The organism is Winogradskyella flava, from assembly GCF_014243395.1.
GTDB classification, from domain to species: domain Bacteria; phylum Bacteroidota; class Bacteroidia; order Flavobacteriales; family Flavobacteriaceae; genus Winogradskyella; species Winogradskyella flava.
The window spans coordinates 152194-169458 of record NZ_JACLCP010000007.1; the positions used below are offsets into that span (position 1 = coordinate 152194).

Consider the following 17265-nt stretch of genomic DNA (forward strand, 5'->3'; position numbering starts at 1 on the left):
ATTCTTCCTTTGTAATTGTGTTTTAAGAAAATGATGATTTTTTGCTTTTAACGAAATATAAAAATGAAGCATAGCCTAAGTTACGTTTTGTTTTTTTATTGAAGTTAAAAGGAAAAAAGGGCGTTTTATAACAGTAATTATAAAGGAAAAATTATATAATATTGCAAAATCTATGATTAAGAGGGTTACCCAATTCTGTTTTATGCTATTGGCATTGCCATTGTTTGCGCAATTGGGTGGAGAATCTACTTACCAATTCCTCAATTTAGTGTCGTCGCCAAGACAAGCAGCTTTAGGTGGTAAAATCATTACTAATTTCGATCACGACGTTACAGAAGCACTTTATAATCCTGCTTCACTCAACTGGAAAATGCACAACCAATTAGCTCTTAATGTATCTAACTTTTTGGGAGGCATAACCTATGGTACAGCAGCCTATGCCTATACTTGGGATAGACATTTGCAAACTTTTCATTTTGGAGTTACTTATATCAACTACGGTACTTTTGATGGTTATGATGTCAATGGTGTGTCTACGGGTACCTTTACTGGTAATGAAGCAGCCGTTTCAGCAGGTTACAATTACAATATTCCATTTACGGATTTTTATATTGGTGCAAATGTAAAGGTAATAACCTCACTATTAGAACAGTATAATTCTATTGGTGGGGCTGTCGATTTCGGCGTTATGTATATCAATGAAAAACTTGATTTTCATGCAGCTTTAACGGTTAGGAATTTAGGAACTCAATTCACCACTTACGCTGGACAAAATGAGCCTTTACCATTTGAGGTTAATTTTGGGATGTCCCAAACTTTGGAGAATGTACCTATACGTTGGCATCTTACCTTAGAGAATTTACAAGAATGGCCAATCGGCGTTTCAAATCCGGCAAGAGCAACAACAGACTTGGATGGCAATCAGACACAAGAAAAAGTAGGTTTTTTTAACAATGCGCTCCGTCATTTAATTTTAGGAGCAGAACTTTGGCCTGAAAAAGGTTTTAATTTAAGATTAGGTTATAACTTTAGACGCGCCGAAGAATTAAGAATCGTTGATCAAAGAAACTTTTCAGGGATTTCGGTAGGGGTAGGAATTAGACTAAATAAAATGCGATTCAGTTATACGCATGCAAGATATACGAGCGCTTCGAATACCAGTTTTTTTGGATTACAAATAGATTTGGATGGTAGAAGAAGATGATTTTAAAACAGAGCATATGAATAAAATAGTCATTGCTATTGATGGGTTTTCTTCAACAGGAAAAAGCACGGTAGCCAAGCAATTAGCAAAAGCACTGAACTACATCTATGTAGATACTGGTGCCATGTATAGAGCTGTGACCTATTTTGCCCTAGAAAATAATCTTATAGATAAGGATTTCTTTCACTCCGAAAAACTTATAGAACGACTAAGTGACATTAATATCACATTTAAGTTTAATGAGAAACTTGGTTTTGCTGAAGTCTATTTAAATGGGAAAAATATTGAAAAAGCTATTAGAACATTAGAAGTGTCTAGATTTGTGAGTCCTATTGCCACCATTTCTGAAGTAAGACAAAAATTAGTCGAGCAGCAGCAACTTATGGGAAAAGATAAAGGAATTGTAATGGATGGTCGTGATATTGGTACTGTTGTTTTTCCTGATGCAGAGTTAAAGATTTTTATGACAGCATCAGCTGAGACTAGGGCTATACGACGCTATAGAGAATTATTGGAACGGGGTCACAATCTTAGTTATGACGAGGTTTTAGAGAATGTCACTACAAGAGACCGTATAGATTCAACCAGAGAAGATTCGCCTTTGATTAAAGCTAAAGATGCGATAGAAATAGATAATTCTGATTTGACTATTGAAGTGCAGCTCGATACCTTACTAAAGCTTGCAAAAGCCATGACATAAAAAAAGCGACCATATCTGGTCGCTTTTTTTATGTCTAAATCTTTCTATTAAAGATTAGGAATAATTAATTCCTGATCAGGATGAATAACATCTGGATTTTTAAGAATATCAGTATTAGCGGCAAAAATTTCTTTGTACTTCATGGCATCACCATAATAGTGCTTTGCAATTTTACCTAAAGTTTCACCTGAAGAAACAGTGTGTCTTGCATATACAGATTCGTCTGCTACTTTAATGTCTGCCATAATATCCGCTGGATTATCTCCACCAGCTACTTTAATAGCATCCCATAATAAGTTTTTCTCGTATTGTGTAGCGGCAGTACCTGTTACTTTAAGTACACCGTTCTCTTCACTAACATCTCCGTTTTGAATGTTTAATTTTTCGCCTAAGTCTAATACGCCTTGGTATTTAGCTCTAACCATAATTGTTTAAAATTTTAAGTATTAATAGTATTGTAAATATACCAATTTATATGCCAATTCTTAGCATCATAAAGTATATCTATTTCTATGACACAGTTTTTATAGATATGTCACATGATAATGAGATACTATTAAATATTATAAAACTCTTTTAATTCTATATTCAAACTATTTTGCTTCTTTTTTAGTTTATTTAATATGTAAGAGCGGTGTTTAAAGCCAGTTAGGGCTATTATTCTTTTATTTGGATTTTGTTTTATTATGTTGAGGAGGTTGTTGGCTAATGCTTCGTTTCTTTGTATCCCTTCAAAATAAATCCATTTTTTGAAATAAGATTTTAATGTCACGCTATCTTTATCTGCACCAAGTATCTTATAGTAGAATTCATCTCTAGAGTCAACAATATCTTTTGTCTTAACATACTGATATGCGTTAACTGAGTCTATAAGCCGATCCACTTTTGATTGATTAATATGTTTTAGACTTTTATCCTTATATTTTTCTTGTTCGGCCCATAAGAACTCATAATGATTTAGCATCGCTTCATGTTTTTTAGAAAGTTTTCCCGCATCTAATAAGTCATACATGGCACCATATACAAAACCTGCTTCAGAATATATTCCAATCTTTTTTCTATAAGCATTTCGGCCTTCAAACCCCATTGGTCTGACCATAACATTTGGATTGAGTTTTAAATATTCTACCACTGCATTATATTCATTTTCGTCATAAGTAGTTTTAAAAGTGAAATCTGAGTTGAAGACTGAAGAGTCTGCTTCCATAACAATGATGTCTGGCTGGACTTTCACTAATATGTCATAAATTGAATCTGCATTGACTTGTTTTGTTGGAAAATGTACGGTACCTAAGACTATGATTTCAGAGTTTTTTTTAATTCTATTTTGGCAAGAAAAAAATAATAGAATACTTACGGCGGAAGTTAGTAATATTTTCATGTGAGTTATATTTTAAACAAAGACTGAAAAAAATAGCAACTGTTGCAGATAGACCCAAATTTAACAGTTGCTTTTCTGTTTTTTATACTTATGCAACTTATCTTTTTGAAAAACAGAAAATATAGTGTACTTTTGCGCTCCTTTTTAGCGGATTATTGAGAGTAGAAAAGGGTATAACAAATTTTAATTAATGACTTCTGTAAGTTTATCGCTAAACTTTCTAAAACTTCAGAATACAAATTTTAATCAGCACAATGGCTGAAAAGAAAACAACAAAAGCTGAGGTTGAAGCAACCGAAGCCACTACAGTTGAAGCTCCAGTAGTCTCTGAAGCTCAGGCAAATCCAGAAAAATTCTTAAAAGAGTTCGATTGGCACAATTACGAGGAAGGAATTGAGCAAGTTGCCGACAAGAAATTAGAAGAATTTGAAAAATTAGTATCTGAAAATTTCGTTGACACATTAGATGACGAAGTTGTAGAAGGTGAAGTGATTCACATCACAGATAGAGATGCTATTATTGACATCAACGCCAAATCAGAAGGTGTAATTTCTCTCAATGAGTTCCGTTACAATCCAGATTTAAAAGTTGGTGACAAAGTTGAGGTATTAATTGATGTACGCGAAGACGCTACAGGTCAATTGGTATTATCTCATAGAAAAGCTCGTGTAATTAAAGCATGGGATAGAGTAAACAACGCACATGATACTGGTGAAATCGTAAACGGTTTTGTGAAATGTAGAACTAAAGGTGGTATGATCGTGGATGTATTTGGTATAGAAGCTTTCTTACCAGGTTCTCAAATCGATGTGAAACCTATTAGAGATTACGATCAGTATGTAAATAAAACTATGGAATTTAAGGTTGTGAAAATCAATCATGAATTTAAAAACATAGTAGTGTCTCACAAAGCACTTATCGAAGCTGATATCGAGGAGCAAAAGAAAGAAATCATTGGCCAATTAGAAAAAGGACAAGTATTAGAAGGTATTGTAAAAAATATTACGTCTTACGGTGTGTTTATCGATCTTGGTGGTGTAGATGGTTTAGTTCATATTACAGATTTATCTTGGTCTCGTATTAACCATCCAAATGAGATTGTTGAGTTAGATCAGAAATTAAATGTTGTAATCCTTGACTTTGATGAGAACAAATCAAGAATTCAATTGGGTCTTAAACAATTATCTAAGCATCCTTGGGAAGCTTTAGGTGAAGAGGTTAAAGTTGGTGATAAAGTTAAAGGTAAAGTTGTTGTAATCGCTGATTACGGTGCATTTGTTGAAGTAGAAGAAGGTGTTGAAGGTTTAGTTCACGTTAGTGAAATGTCTTGGTCTACGCATTTACGCTCTGCTCAGGATTTCGTATCAGTAGGTGATGAGATTGAAGCTCAAATCTTAACTTTAGATAGAGAAGACAGAAAGATGTCTCTTGGTATTAAGCAATTAACACCAGATCCATGGACAGATATTACATCTAAGTATCCTGTAGGCTCTAAGCACACAGGTATTGTACGTAACTTTACAAACTTTGGAGTGTTTGTTGAATTAGAAGAAGGTATCGACGGATTAATTTATATCTCTGACTTATCTTGGACTAAGAAAATAAAGCATCCATCAGAATTCTGTAATGTAGGCGATAACCTGGATGTTGTAGTATTAGAGCTGGATGTAGAAGGACGTAAATTATCTTTAGGACACAAACAAACTACAGATAACCCTTGGGATAAGTACGAAAAGGAATTCGCTTTAGGTACTACTCACACTATTGCTTTAACTGAAATGGTGGATAAGGGTGCAACTATCGATTTTAATGACGATATCACAGCATTTGTTCCACAACGTCACTTGGAGAAAGAAGATGGTTCTAAGCTTAAGAAAGGCGAGGAAGCAGAATTCAAGATTATTGAATTTAATAAAGAATTCAAGCGTGTTGTAGCATCTCATACAGCAGTATTTAGAGAAGAGGAAGCTAAAATCGTTAAGCAGGCTGTTAAGAAAGCAGAAGCGCAAGCGGCAGAAGCTAAGCCAACTCTAGGTGATGCAAATGATGCTTTACAAGCACTTAAGGATAAAATGGACGGGAAGAAGTAATTCCTTGAAATTATAACTTTATTAAAGCCTCTCGAAAACGAGAGGCTTTTTTTATGCCGTGTCTAATATTTGATACTCTAATTATTTGCCTTAACTTTGCCAAGCAATAATGTTTGGAAACTACATGAGTCAGAAAGTATTACTTAACTCTAAAGAAGTCAATATAACTCTACATCGATTGGCTTGCCAACTTATTGAAAACCATGATGATTTTTCTGAAACTGTATTAATTGGTATTCAGCCAAGAGGAAAATTCTTAGCGGATCGCTTAGCGGAAATACTCACTAATGATTATAAGATTAAGAATATTCAACTAGGTCATTTGGATATTACATTTTTTAGGGATGACTTTAGAAGAGGTGATAAACCACTTGAGGCCAATACCACAGAAATAGATTTTATAGTCGAAAATAAAAACGTCGTTTTTGTCGACGATGTTTTATATACAGGTCGTAGCATAAGATCTGCATTAACAGCTATACAATCGTTTGGGAGACCAAATAATATAGAACTATTAACATTAATAGATAGACGATTTAGCCGTCATTTGCCTATCCAACCTAATTATAAAGGGAGACAAGTTGATGCCATTGATAATCAAAAGGTAAAAGTAAATTGGTTGGAAAATGAAGGAGAGGATGCGGTTTATTTAATTGATAAATAGAACACGAAACAATGAGTGAACTAAGTGTAAATCACTTACTGGGAATAAAATATCTTAATGAGAAAGATATAGAATTGATTTTTGAAACTGCAGATCAGTTTAAAGAGGTCATTAATAGGCCTATTAAGAAAGTCCCCTCACTTAGAGATATTACAATAGCTAATCTTTTTTTCGAAAATTCCACACGTACAAAATTATCTTTTGAATTAGCGGAAAAGCGCTTATCTGCTGATGTCATTAATTTTTCCGCATCCCAATCTTCTGTTAAAAAAGGTGAGACCTTAATAGATACTGTAAATAATATTCTATCCATGAAAGTGGATATGGTGGTCATGCGTCACCCCAATCCTGGAGCTGGAGTATTCTTATCTAAACATGTTAATGCCAGCATCATAAATGCTGGAGATGGCGCACATGAACACCCAACACAGGCGCTTTTAGATTCTTATTCAATACGAGAAAAATTAGGAAATGTAAAAGGGAAGAACGTAGTTATTGTTGGTGATATTCTACATAGTAGAGTGGCTTTATCCAATATTTATGCCTTACAATTACAAGGTGCTAATGTCATGGTGTGTGGTCCCAAAACTTTACTTCCTAAGTATATTAAGGAGCTTGGCGTGAAAGTTGAAACTAACCTCAAAAAAGCCCTAGAGTGGTGTGATGTTGCCAACATGTTGCGCGTGCAAAATGAGCGAATGGCTATTAGTTACTTTCCTACCACTAGAGAATACACACAGCAATATGGTGTTAATAAAGAACTATTGGATAGTCTAGATAAAGAACTAATAATTATGCATCCAGGGCCCATAAATCGTGGAGTTGAAATAACGAGTGATGTTGCAGACTCTAAGCAAGCCATTATTTTAGATCAGGTAGAAAATGGCGTTGCGGTGAGGATGGCTGTCATTTACTTATTCGCTGCCAAAATAAAACAATAGGTTATGATAGTAGATAGAGATGGTAACATTACCATAATTACACAAGAAAAGGCATCAGTAAAAACATTGGTAAATAATATCGAGCAGACTTACAATAAATATAACAACTATCATTTAATAGTTAATTTATCAAGTCTCGAGAACATAGCCTTAGAAGATATCATTGAATTTTTACGCTTAAGTAACAATCATCGAAGCGATAAGAAATCTTTTGTTATTGTAACGGATAAGGTGGATTTGGAGCAAATGCCTGATGAAATCGTTGTAGTACCAACAATTCACGAGGCTTACGATATCATTGAAATGGAAGATATCGAACGAGATTTAGGGTTTTAATAGATGAAGCTCACAATTCTAGGGTGCCATAGTGCAACACCACGCACTAATACCAATCCAACATCTCAAGTTTTAGAGATTAAAAACCATATGTTTCTTATTGATTGTGGTGAGGGAACTCAGGTTGAACTACGTCGCAATAAGATTAAATTTTCAAGGATAAAGCATGTTTTCGTTTCCCATCTTCATGGAGACCATTATTATGGCTTAATTGGTTTGGTAAGTACGTTCACACTATTAACAAGAGAAACACCACTTCATATTTATGGACCGAAAGGACTGAAAGAAGTGATAACACTTCAGTTAAAATTATCAGATTCTTGGACTAACTACCCTTTGGTTTTTCATGAGTTGACCTCAAAAGAATCGGAACTAATTTATGAAGATGATAAAGTAGAGGTGCATACTATACCCCTAGACCATCGTATTTACACCAATGGATTTTTGTTTAAGGAAAAAGAAAACGAACGAAAGTTAGATATTAATGCGGTTTTAAATGCCAACATTAGTGTGGCCTATTACAGAAAACTAAAACAAGGTGCCGATGTCGAAAATGAGGATGGTGTTTTAATTAAAAACGAAACCGTAACGACCAGCCCCATACCATCTAAAAGCTATGCCTTTTGCAGTGATACAGTTTATAATGAAACCATTATTCCTTTAATAAAAAAAGCTACGGCACTTTATCATGAAGCCACGTTCTTGGAGAAAAATAAGGATCTTTGTAAGCGAACGAAGCATTGTACAGCAAAGCAGGCTGCTATTATAGCCAAAAAGGCTAACGTGGCAAACCTTATTCTTGGACATTTTTCTACACGTTACAATGGTTATGACGATTTTGAGTCCGAGGCAAAGCAAGAATTTGATAACGTCTTCCTTGCTAAAGATGGAAAAGTATTTGAGTTTTAATTTAGCTCAGATAAGGTTCTAACCCAGCTTATAGCTTCTTCAATATCTGTGCAACGTTTCATGCTAATAGATGATAACTGTTTTTCTATATTGGCACTCATTAAGGTAGAATTTCTGTAGCTTACAATTGCAGCGGCAATTAAAATACTATCATCTTTATCAAAATAAGACCAAAGCACAGGATCGATGGAATACGAATTCACTCTATTCGCTATATATGCAAGTTGTTTATGACTTCCATAATGTTTTCGAACTTCTGCAAGCAAGCTGTTGAGAGTTTCAGAGTTAAAGTGAACACCTTCATTAACTTCCATAATAAAGAAGTCGTCAAATAAATAGTTCGTGCCGAAGCCAAGTTCTATTTTTTCAAAAGAAAGCGATTTTGAAAGAGGGGAATCTTCAAAGCGCATATAGGGGACAAAATTTAGTTAAGGTTAATAATTTTACCAAATCTACACTTTTTTTGAAAGAAACAAAATATTGAATTAACTTCGTAGAACTATGCAAAAAGACTTAAGCGATTATAGAAAATCTTACGAAAAGGGTGAGTTGTTAGCGGATAATGTATCAGAAAATCCAATGGAACTATTCCGGGACTGGTTTATGGAGGTGGATGAACATTTTAATATAGATGAGACCAATGCGATGACGGTCTCAACTATTGGTATAGATGGCTACCCAAAAAGTAGAGTAGTACTTCTTAAGAAATATACCTATGAGGGTTTTATATTTTATACCAACTACAATAGTGAGAAAGGTAAGGCCATAGCATCTAATCCTAATGTCTGCCTATCCTTTTTTTGGCATGCTGCAGAGCGACAGATTATTATTAAGGGAAAGGCAGAGAAAATAGCAGAAAACCTTAGTGACGGCTATTTTGAATCGCGTCCACGTGGAAGTCAGCTAGGAGCAGTCGTTTCCAATCAAAGTGAAGTTGTTGCTAGTAGAAAAGAATTGGAAGACAAATTAAAAGCCCTAGAAAATAAATATACGGGCAAGGATATAGAGCGACCAAAACATTGGGGAGGATTTATAGTAAAACCTGTTGAATTCGAATTTTGGCAAGGACGCCCAAACCGACTTCACGATAGAATTCGTTATCAATTACAAAAAGACTTTAATTGGAAGATAGAGCGACTTGCTCCATAAGATCCTGAATTATGATCGACAAAAGGTATTTTTATACGACTAAGTCGATAATTTTATTGCCCAAAAGTGTATTTCATCGATGTTATGCATTTAAAATCGACAAACAGCATGTTTTTAATCGATTTTAACATTTATTTAACTATTAAGCATATGTAGGCCGTTAAATTAGTAGTCCCAAACCTAGATTTAACCTACTTATGAAATTTGTCAAACTCTTGCCACTATTGGCTATTGTTGCCCTATTGGGCTTTACATCTTGCTCACCTGATAGTGCTGCTGAAGATGAAATCAGTGCTATTGAGGTTCTGGCTGCACCACAAGCAAAACAAATTGAAATCGAAATTATGGAGCTTATTAATGCTCATAGAATCAACGAGGGTCTAACAGCATTAAATGATCATAATACGGTAAAAGCTGTTGCCTATACACATACAGATTATATGATTGAAGCGGATAATGTTTCACATGATAACTTCTTTCAAAGAAAACAAAGTTTGCAGGTTAACGCCAATGCTAATATTGTTTCAGAGAATGTAGCCTATGGTTTTAGTTCTGCTGAATCTGTAGTTAATGCATGGTTAAATAGTCCAAGTCATAGAGAGAATATAGAAGGCGATTATACCGATTTTGATATCTCCGCAGAACAAAACTCTGAAGGTAGATGGTATTTTACCAATATCTTTATTAAGCGTTAAATCGCTTGAATAGTTGATTAATAGCCAAGAAAAGCCATTGCGAAAGTTGTGGCTTTTTGTTTTATAGTTTGATATTAAAGCCATTCTAAAGATTAGGGTAAAGACTTGCTATAGAAATCTATGTGTATGACTCTGCTTCTTTTATTAGAGATTGTAGAGCATTTAACATTGAATTGTTTTAGAATAATATTTAAGAATTGTTAATCATAATACATAAAAAAAGCAAGCCTATAAAGCTTGCTTTTAACTCACATAATTTTGAGGGTAAAACTATTCCTTTACAATATAGAAGTAAGAACGTCTATTGAGCTGATGCTCTTCTTCTGTACATTTAACGCGGTTAGCACATTTATTTAACAATTGTGTTTCGCCATATCCAATGGCGCTTTTTATTCTGTTTGCAGCAATACCTCTAGATATGATATAATCTCTCGTAGATTTCGCACGTCTATCAGATAACTTCATGTTGTATCTATCTCTACCACGGCTATCTGTGTGTGACTCAATCTTAATGATCATGCCCTTATGTTTTCTCATAACGTCAACAATATTTTCTAACTCATATTGTGCGTCAGTTCTTATATTAGACTTATCGAAATCAAAGAATATTGGGTTGATTACAATTTGATTATCAATAATTAAAGGCTCAAGATTTAAGTCTACAGTATTAACTTTTTCATGATCAAACGCTGTTGTAATTATTTTTTGGTCTTCTTTATAGTCTGGTTTATTTCCAACAACAGTATATGTTTTGTTACAATCAATCGTAAACCTATAGTCTCCATTATCTCCTGTAAAGACTTCTTCGATAACTTTTCCTGTTTCATCGATCAACCTTATGGTCACACCGGTAAGGATAATATCTGTTTTGCTATCTCTTACTGTGCCAACAATTTCTTGTTTACATTGTACAGTATTAAAACCATAAATATCATCACTTCCTTTACCGTTTGGCCTATTGGATGAGAAAAACCCTCTGTTAGTTTCAGAATTTACAAAGAATGCAAAATCATCATATCCACTGTTATAAGGAGCTCCTATATTTTCTGGTTCATTTCTTAATCCTTTGAGAATATCCGATTTAAAAATATCCAACAAACCTAGGTTTAGATGTCCGTCTGAAGAAAAATAGAGCGTGCTGTCTTGTGCTATGAAAGGAAACATTTCACGCCCTTCAGTATTCACTTTCTCGCCAAGATTTTCTGGCTCACCATAAGTGCCATCATCGTTAATCGTAACGGCATAAATGTCTGACTGCCCTATACCTCCTTCACGATCAGAGACAAAATACAATGTTTTATTATCTGGACTTAAGGCTGGGTGTCCTGTGGAAAAAATGTCATCGTTAAAAGGTAATTCCTCAACGTTGGTCCATTTTTCATTTACTATAGTTGCCTTGTAAAGTTTAAGATGTGTCGTTCCATCATTATCGTACTTTAATCTTTGCCTTTTATTGACGTTATCCCTTGTAAAATATAATGTTTTACCGTCATTAGTTATGGCAATAGAGGCTTCGTGATACTCGGTATTTATATCATTAGAAGAAAGCTCTGAAACAGAACCATAAGCCATTGCACCATTATCTTCTGTTATGGCGACTTCATACAGGTCTAAAAAGGGTTCTTTATTCCAGTTGTAAACCTTACTATCATCATTACCTTTGGCTGAAGCAAAATACATGGTATTATTGTATAAGTAAGAACCAAAGTCTGAATTTCCCGAATTTATAGGTAGATTTTCAATATTTACAACGACTTCACTTTTAGAAGTTAATTTCGCATATAAATCTACTTCATCAGGGTTATAGCCTTTCAACCTACTATCACCTTGTTGTGCAACACTTAACTCTTTAAACCACTTGTCGGCTTCGTCGTAATTACCAACACTTCTTAAGGATTGGATATATTTATAAAGATACTCGGCATCAATTTTTTTGTGAGCTTTTAAAGCCTCTCCATACCATCTTGCAGCTTTTTCGGAATTGGAATTATTATAATATGCATCTCCAAGACGTGTTAAAACGTGCAGACTATTGTTTCCATTCTCAACAGCCTTTTCATATAGCTCTATAGCTTTGATGTAGCCATAGTTTTCAAAAAACTTATCTGCTAACTTGGTCTGGGCATAAGACAATGAACAGACTATGGTGAATATGAATGCTAATATTTTTGTCTTCATAATATGTGTCATTTTAGAAGTATCTCGGCGATTTTATACGTTTACTTTTAAACACTTCAAACATTAGCAATACTTCATGCGTACCGCTAGTATAGGGTCTTATATCCGAAATAGGGTATTCATAGGCATATCCAATTCTCATTTGTTTTGATATTTGAAAATCGGCAATACCACCTATTGCGGCTGCAGATTCATTTATCCTGTATCCAGCACCCAACCAGAATTTTTCGTTAAATAAGAAATTGGCCGAAATGTCAAAAGATAATGGTGCACCATTAGTGGCTTTAAGCAATACTGATGGCTTTAGTTTTGTATTGTCATTTAAATCAAATACATATCCACCAGTGACATAATAACTAACACGCTCTAAGGCAACATAGTCTAAAGTGCCTTGCCTCCCTTTATTATAATCCGTATTAAGAATTCTTGGGGCAGATAAACCAACATACCAACGCTCCGAATGCCAATACAAACCAGCTCCTAAATTAGGACTCCATCTATTCGACACATCGTTAAAGAAAGGATCATTAACCACAGAAGGGTCGTTAAGTAATTCTTCATCTAAACTATAATGTGTGAGCCCGCCTTTAAGACCGAATGCTAATTTCGAGTTCTCCCCAGTTTGAATAGTATATGAAAAATCGCCATAGATGTATGAAAAATTTTCATAACCCAGCTTATCATTTATAAATGAAAGTCCTAATCCGATTTTCTCATATTTTAAAGGTGTATGGAAAGAAAGTGTTTGTGTTTCAGGTCCGCCCTCTAAACCGACCCATTGGCTTCTGTGTAAACCAACGGCACTAAAAGTCCCTCTACTACCAGCATAAGCGGGATTAATAGAGATTGTATTAAACATGTATTGCGTAAATTGAGGTAACTGCTGTGCAAAGACAGTAGAGACACCCAAAAGGAATACAGCAATACTTAAAATTTTTGATAGCTTCATCGGTTAAGTTTATTTGTTTGTTGCCACGTAGATAGGACCAGCAAATGGCTTTAATCCACTATTTCTTAAATTAATTACATAATAATAAGTTCCTGTAGGGACTTTTCCAGAATCTCCTGCTGAAGAATTATGAGCTTCACCGCCCCAATCGTTCTGATAATTATTATTATCGTAAATCTTTGCTCCCCAACGATTGAAAATCTGAAGCTCTATTACAAACCCACAATCCTCAACACCACTAATGGTAAAGAATTCATTAAAAGTATCTCCATTTGCTGTAACAGTCTTAGAAATTACCACATCTTCTGCACCACAAGGTAATACGACACAATCGTCGTCTATAGTTACGTTAACTTCAACTTCGTTAGGACATGGACCATCAGTTATGGCATACATAAATGTGTATATGCCAACTTCTACAGAAGATGGATCAAACACACTTCCATCTATAGAGGCATTTCCAGAAATGACGCTCCAAGTTCCATTCATATCAAAGTCTCCAGATAATAAATCAAATAAGTCAAATTCAGCATCTAGCACGCAACGACTAGCGTCAAAAGCAGTAATAACATTACTGATTTCAACATTTATAGTTTGTGTGAACGTGTCAGAGTTTCCACATAAATCTGTAACTGTCCATAGTCTTGTGATTATATAATCTTCAAAGTCATTTGGATCCGATATTTCTTCGAATTGGACTTCAATATTATTAGAACAGTGATCTTGAAAGACTAAATTGGGTATGTCAGGTATGCCATCACAAGCTACAGTAATATTAGTATCTAAAGGTGTTACCAAGGTGGGTGGAACAGTATCAACAACATTAATGATTTGGAAAGCTGATGTAGTATTGTTACACGCGTCTGTTAACGTCCATTCACGTGTGATAATGAATTCGTTTGGACAACTTCCATCTTCAAATTGATCATTGAAAGTGGCATTAAGACCCGCGGAACAGTTATCTAATTCGTCAGTAACATCACCAACAATCGAAAGATCATTTATATCTATATCACATTCTACAGTAATATCAATTGGAACCGTAAAAGTAGGTGCTGTTGTATCTATAACCGTTATGATTTGTGTATGCACCACCTCGTTTCCACAAGCATCTACAGCGGTCCAAGTTCTTGTTAACGTATAATCGTTCGCACAACTTCCCGAAGTCGTTGTTTCTCCAACTGTTACTGTGGCATCTCCACAATTATCTATAGCCGTTACGGTTGCTATACTAGGTATGACATCACACTCTACTGATATATCAGTTGGTAAGTTTATGTCAAATGTTGGAGGTGTTGTATCCACAAGACTAATAGTTTGTACCAAACTTGTAGTATTTCCGCACGCATCGGTTAGTGACCAAGTACGAGAGATAATGGTTTCATTAGCACAATTGCCATTGGTACTACTATCTTCAAAAGTAGCTTGAAGACCAGTTGAACAATTGTCTGATTCATCTGTTACATCTCCAGTAATACTTAAATCGTTTATATCGCTATCACATTCTAAAATCACGTCACTTGGAACTGTAAATGTAGGAGCTGTAGTATCTTGAACAACTATAGTTTGAGTTTCCGAAACAGAATTACCACATTCGTCAGTTGCTGTCCATGTTCTTACAATGGTTTTTGTTGTACCGCAAGCAGCTGTATCGACATCGGACTGAGTAATCGTTACACTACCACAAGTATCTATTGCGGTTGCCATTCCTGTATTAGTAGAGGACTCATCTTCTGAGCATTCTATGGTAGCATCAGCAGGTACTGTTAATGTCGGAGGTGTTGTATCTTGTACTATTATGATCTGATCTGCAGAAACTATATTACCACAAGCATCAGTTGCCGTCCATGTTCTGGTAATGGTTTTCGTACTACCACAAGCCGCAATTTCTGAGTCAACGAAAGTAATCGTAGGTGTAGCACAGTCATCTATTGCTGAGGCTGTTCCTGTATTTGTTGGACTTGAGTCCTCATCACATTCAATGGTGATATTCACTGGAATAGTTAATTCTGGAGCAACAGTATCTATAATAGAATAGGTAGCTGCTATTGAAGAAGCATTTCCGCAATCATCAGAGGCAGTGAAATTTACTGTAATAGCGCCGTTATCACAATCAACGTTAGTACTAGATCCGAAATCATTTGACCAAGTAACGTTGCCGCAATTATCAGATGCAGTAGCACCGGCATTATTCGCTAACCAATCATCTAATGTCCCATCTGGTGTAACACCACATTGAATATCTATATTCTGAATTCCAGAATCGTCAATAGTTGGAGATGTAGTATCTTCGATGGTTAACGTTGCAGTTAATGTCGAAGTATTCCCACAATCATCTGCAACGGTGTATGTTACATTAATAGAGCCACCAGATCCACAAGTGGACACAAGATTAGCAAAGTCGAAATTTGACGTTACCATATTTGTAGCGACTGCGTCACACGCATCAGTACCACAAGTTTCTAAAATAGCAATGTTATTAGCATTCCAAGCCGCAGCTAGGTTCTCATTGTCATTGTCGCTACATTCAATAATGTCATCCGTCACAGTACATGCAGTTAAATCGGGACCTGTTGTATCTTCAAGTGTAAGTGTAGCTATAAATGTGCTGGCATTACCAGTTGCATCAGTCAATGTGTATGTTACTTCTATTGTGCCTCCTGTACCACAATTTGTAATGAGGTTGCCAAAGGCATAATTTGAAGTTACCGTTACATTATTATCACAAGCATCGGTCACACAATTTTCTAATGCTAAAATATTAGCAGCATTCCAATCATTGGCAATAGTTTCATTATCAGAGCCATTACATTCAATAATTTCGTTTAGGACGGCACAATTAGAAGTGTCTGGAGGTGTAGTATCTTCGACTAAAGCTGTTGTAGTTTGGGATGTTATAGATACACTAGTACCGCTTACTACATCCTCTGCAGTTACGGTTGCGATATTAGTGACTTCAGTAGCATCAATATCTAATTGTGTAATTAAATATGTTGCAGAATACACCCAAGATTCTGTTGGGTCTAATTGATTATCGTTGTCTGTATCTCCTGAAGCAAAGTCAATCGTTACTTGTGGTGATGCATTTGCTAATAATGGATCCGTAATAGTTACATTTTCTAATGCGATATCACCAGGATTAGTAACTGTGAACGTATATGTAATGGTTTCATCAATTTCAGAGCAATCATTGCCATTTTCATTATTGAAAACACCAACTTTTAAAAGACCAATACCAGATTCATTACAAAGGGTGACATCAGGATTGTTGGCATCTATGATATAGGTGTCGGTTGCCTGGACGGTAGTCATACCATCTGGTTCCAGACCATTTGCCGTTGCGTTGTTGGTAATATTACCAGCATCTACATTGTCTTGCGTTACTGTATAATCAGGAGCGGTGAAAATCCATGTTTCGGTAAGATCAAGAATATTGTCTCCATTGTCTCCAGTAAGGGTGAGTGTGGCAGTAATATCACCACCTAATAAATCATCAATGATAGTAATAGAATTAATCGACACATCACCAGTATTGGTAACCGTGAATGTGTAAGTTATATTATCACCTTCACCGACACAACCAGTAGCTGTACTAGAAGCTGATTTTACGATACTTAAACCTGCAACTCCGTCAACGGTGATATATACGGTAGCCGTATCACAGGCCTGGGGCGTTCCATCGTCACAGATGGTGTACATGAAGGAATCCTGTCCTGTAAACCCTGCATTAGGCGTATATGTAAACACACCAGTGTTAGGATCGATGTTCACGGTCACCCCTTCGGAAGTAACAACCGTAGTTGTTGTTACGGTCTGGGTGTCCCCTTCAATATCATTATCATTGGCCAGTACGTTACCGGTAAGGGCAGCACCAGGAGTGGTGTTAAAGGCATCATCGTTGGCGTTGGTCGTATTGGGCGTCCCTGCATCCTGTACTGTTACCGTCACGGTAGCCGTATCACAGAGCTGTGGGTTGCCATCGTCACATATGGTGTATGTAAATGAGTCTTCACCGGTAAATCCAGGGTCCGGCGTATATGTAATGGTCCCGTCAGGATTAAGGGTTACT

The 17265-nt window shown here is 35.7% G+C and carries 15 protein-coding genes; 9 read left to right on the top strand and 6 right to left on the bottom strand.

The annotated features are described in order from the left end of the window. Positions 1–172: 172 nt before the first annotated feature. Together porQ and cmk are read left to right on the top strand one after the other, a co-directional pair. Positions 173–1204, top strand: a complete 1032-nt coding sequence (gene porQ, locus H7F21_RS17140; protein ID WP_185790543.1) for a type IX secretion system protein PorQ — start codon at positions 173–175, stop codon at positions 1202–1204. Between the two features lie 16 nt (positions 1205–1220). Beyond that, the gene (cmk, locus tag H7F21_RS17145; RefSeq protein ID WP_185790561.1) at positions 1221–1904 is read left to right on the top strand and encodes a (d)CMP kinase; all 684 of its coding nucleotides are present in this window, start codon (positions 1221–1223) and stop codon (positions 1902–1904) included. Positions 1905–1951: 47 nt separating this feature from the next. Here the strand turns inward: cmk and H7F21_RS17150 are convergent, their stop codons facing one another. Further along, the gene (locus tag H7F21_RS17150) at positions 1952–2329 is read right to left on the bottom strand and encodes a LysM peptidoglycan-binding domain-containing protein (protein ID WP_185790544.1); all 378 of its coding nucleotides are present in this window, start codon (positions 2327–2329) and stop codon (positions 1952–1954) included. A 131-nt stretch (positions 2330–2460) separates the two neighbouring features. Next, the gene (locus H7F21_RS17155; RefSeq protein ID WP_185790545.1) at positions 2461–3285 is read right to left on the bottom strand and encodes a hypothetical protein; all 825 of its coding nucleotides are present in this window, start codon (positions 3283–3285) and stop codon (positions 2461–2463) included. Between the two features lie 254 nt (positions 3286–3539). Between H7F21_RS17155 and rpsA the strand changes: the two genes are divergently transcribed. The 5 genes from rpsA (at position 3540) to H7F21_RS17180 (ending at position 8225) form a co-directional block, all read left to right on the top strand. Continuing rightward, complete coding sequence (rpsA, locus tag H7F21_RS17160) at positions 3540–5375, top strand: 30S ribosomal protein S1 (protein WP_185790546.1); 1836 nt, start codon at positions 3540–3542, stop codon at positions 5373–5375. Between the two features lie 124 nt (positions 5376–5499). Further along, positions 5500–6039, top strand: coding sequence for a bifunctional pyr operon transcriptional regulator/uracil phosphoribosyltransferase PyrR (gene pyrR, locus H7F21_RS17165; RefSeq protein WP_185790547.1), 540 nt, complete (start codon positions 5500–5502; stop codon positions 6037–6039). 11 nt (positions 6040–6050) lie between these two features. Then, positions 6051–6980, top strand: coding sequence for an aspartate carbamoyltransferase catalytic subunit (locus tag H7F21_RS17170; RefSeq protein WP_185790548.1), 930 nt, complete (start codon positions 6051–6053; stop codon positions 6978–6980). A 3-nt stretch (positions 6981–6983) separates the two neighbouring features. Further along, entirely contained in the window at positions 6984–7316 is a 333-nt protein-coding gene (locus H7F21_RS17175) for a ribonuclease Z (RefSeq protein WP_185790549.1), read from the top strand. Between the two features lie 3 nt (positions 7317–7319). After that, entirely contained in the window at positions 7320–8225 is a 906-nt protein-coding gene (locus H7F21_RS17180) for a ribonuclease Z (RefSeq protein WP_185790550.1), read from the top strand. Here the strand turns inward: H7F21_RS17180 and H7F21_RS17185 are convergent. Next, entirely contained in the window at positions 8222–8635 is a 414-nt protein-coding gene (locus H7F21_RS17185; RefSeq protein ID WP_185790551.1) for a hypothetical protein, read from the bottom strand. The two genes, H7F21_RS17180 and H7F21_RS17185, sit on opposite strands and share 4 nt — an antisense overlap. Positions 8636–8726: 91 nt before the next feature. Here H7F21_RS17185 and pdxH point away from each other — a divergent pair, with 91 nt between their 5' ends. Together pdxH and H7F21_RS17195 are read left to right on the top strand one after the other, a co-directional pair. Continuing rightward, on the top strand, positions 8727–9374 hold the full coding sequence (pdxH, locus tag H7F21_RS17190) for a pyridoxamine 5'-phosphate oxidase (RefSeq protein ID WP_185790552.1): 648 nt from the start codon (positions 8727–8729) through the stop codon (positions 9372–9374). 197 nt (positions 9375–9571) lie between these two features. Beyond that, positions 9572–10069: a CAP domain-containing protein gene (locus tag H7F21_RS17195; RefSeq protein ID WP_185790553.1), complete on the top strand. Its 498-nt coding sequence runs from the start codon at positions 9572–9574 to the stop codon at positions 10067–10069. 270 nt (positions 10070–10339) lie between these two features. Here H7F21_RS17195 and H7F21_RS17200 read toward each other — a convergent pair whose 3' ends face one another. The 3 genes from H7F21_RS17200 to H7F21_RS17210 all read right to left on the bottom strand — a co-directional run. Further along, positions 10340–12247, bottom strand: a complete 1908-nt coding sequence (locus tag H7F21_RS17200; RefSeq protein ID WP_185790554.1) for an OmpA family protein — start codon at positions 12245–12247, stop codon at positions 10340–10342. Between the two features lie 13 nt (positions 12248–12260). Beyond that, a complete protein-coding gene (locus H7F21_RS17205; RefSeq protein WP_185790555.1) occupies positions 12261–13196 on the bottom strand; it encodes a PorP/SprF family type IX secretion system membrane protein in 936 nt (311 codons plus the stop codon). Positions 13197–13205: 9 nt separating this feature from the next. Next, positions 13206–17265 (bottom strand): DUF7507 domain-containing protein (locus H7F21_RS17210; RefSeq protein WP_185790556.1); only part of this gene is annotated, 4060 nt, incomplete at its 5' end.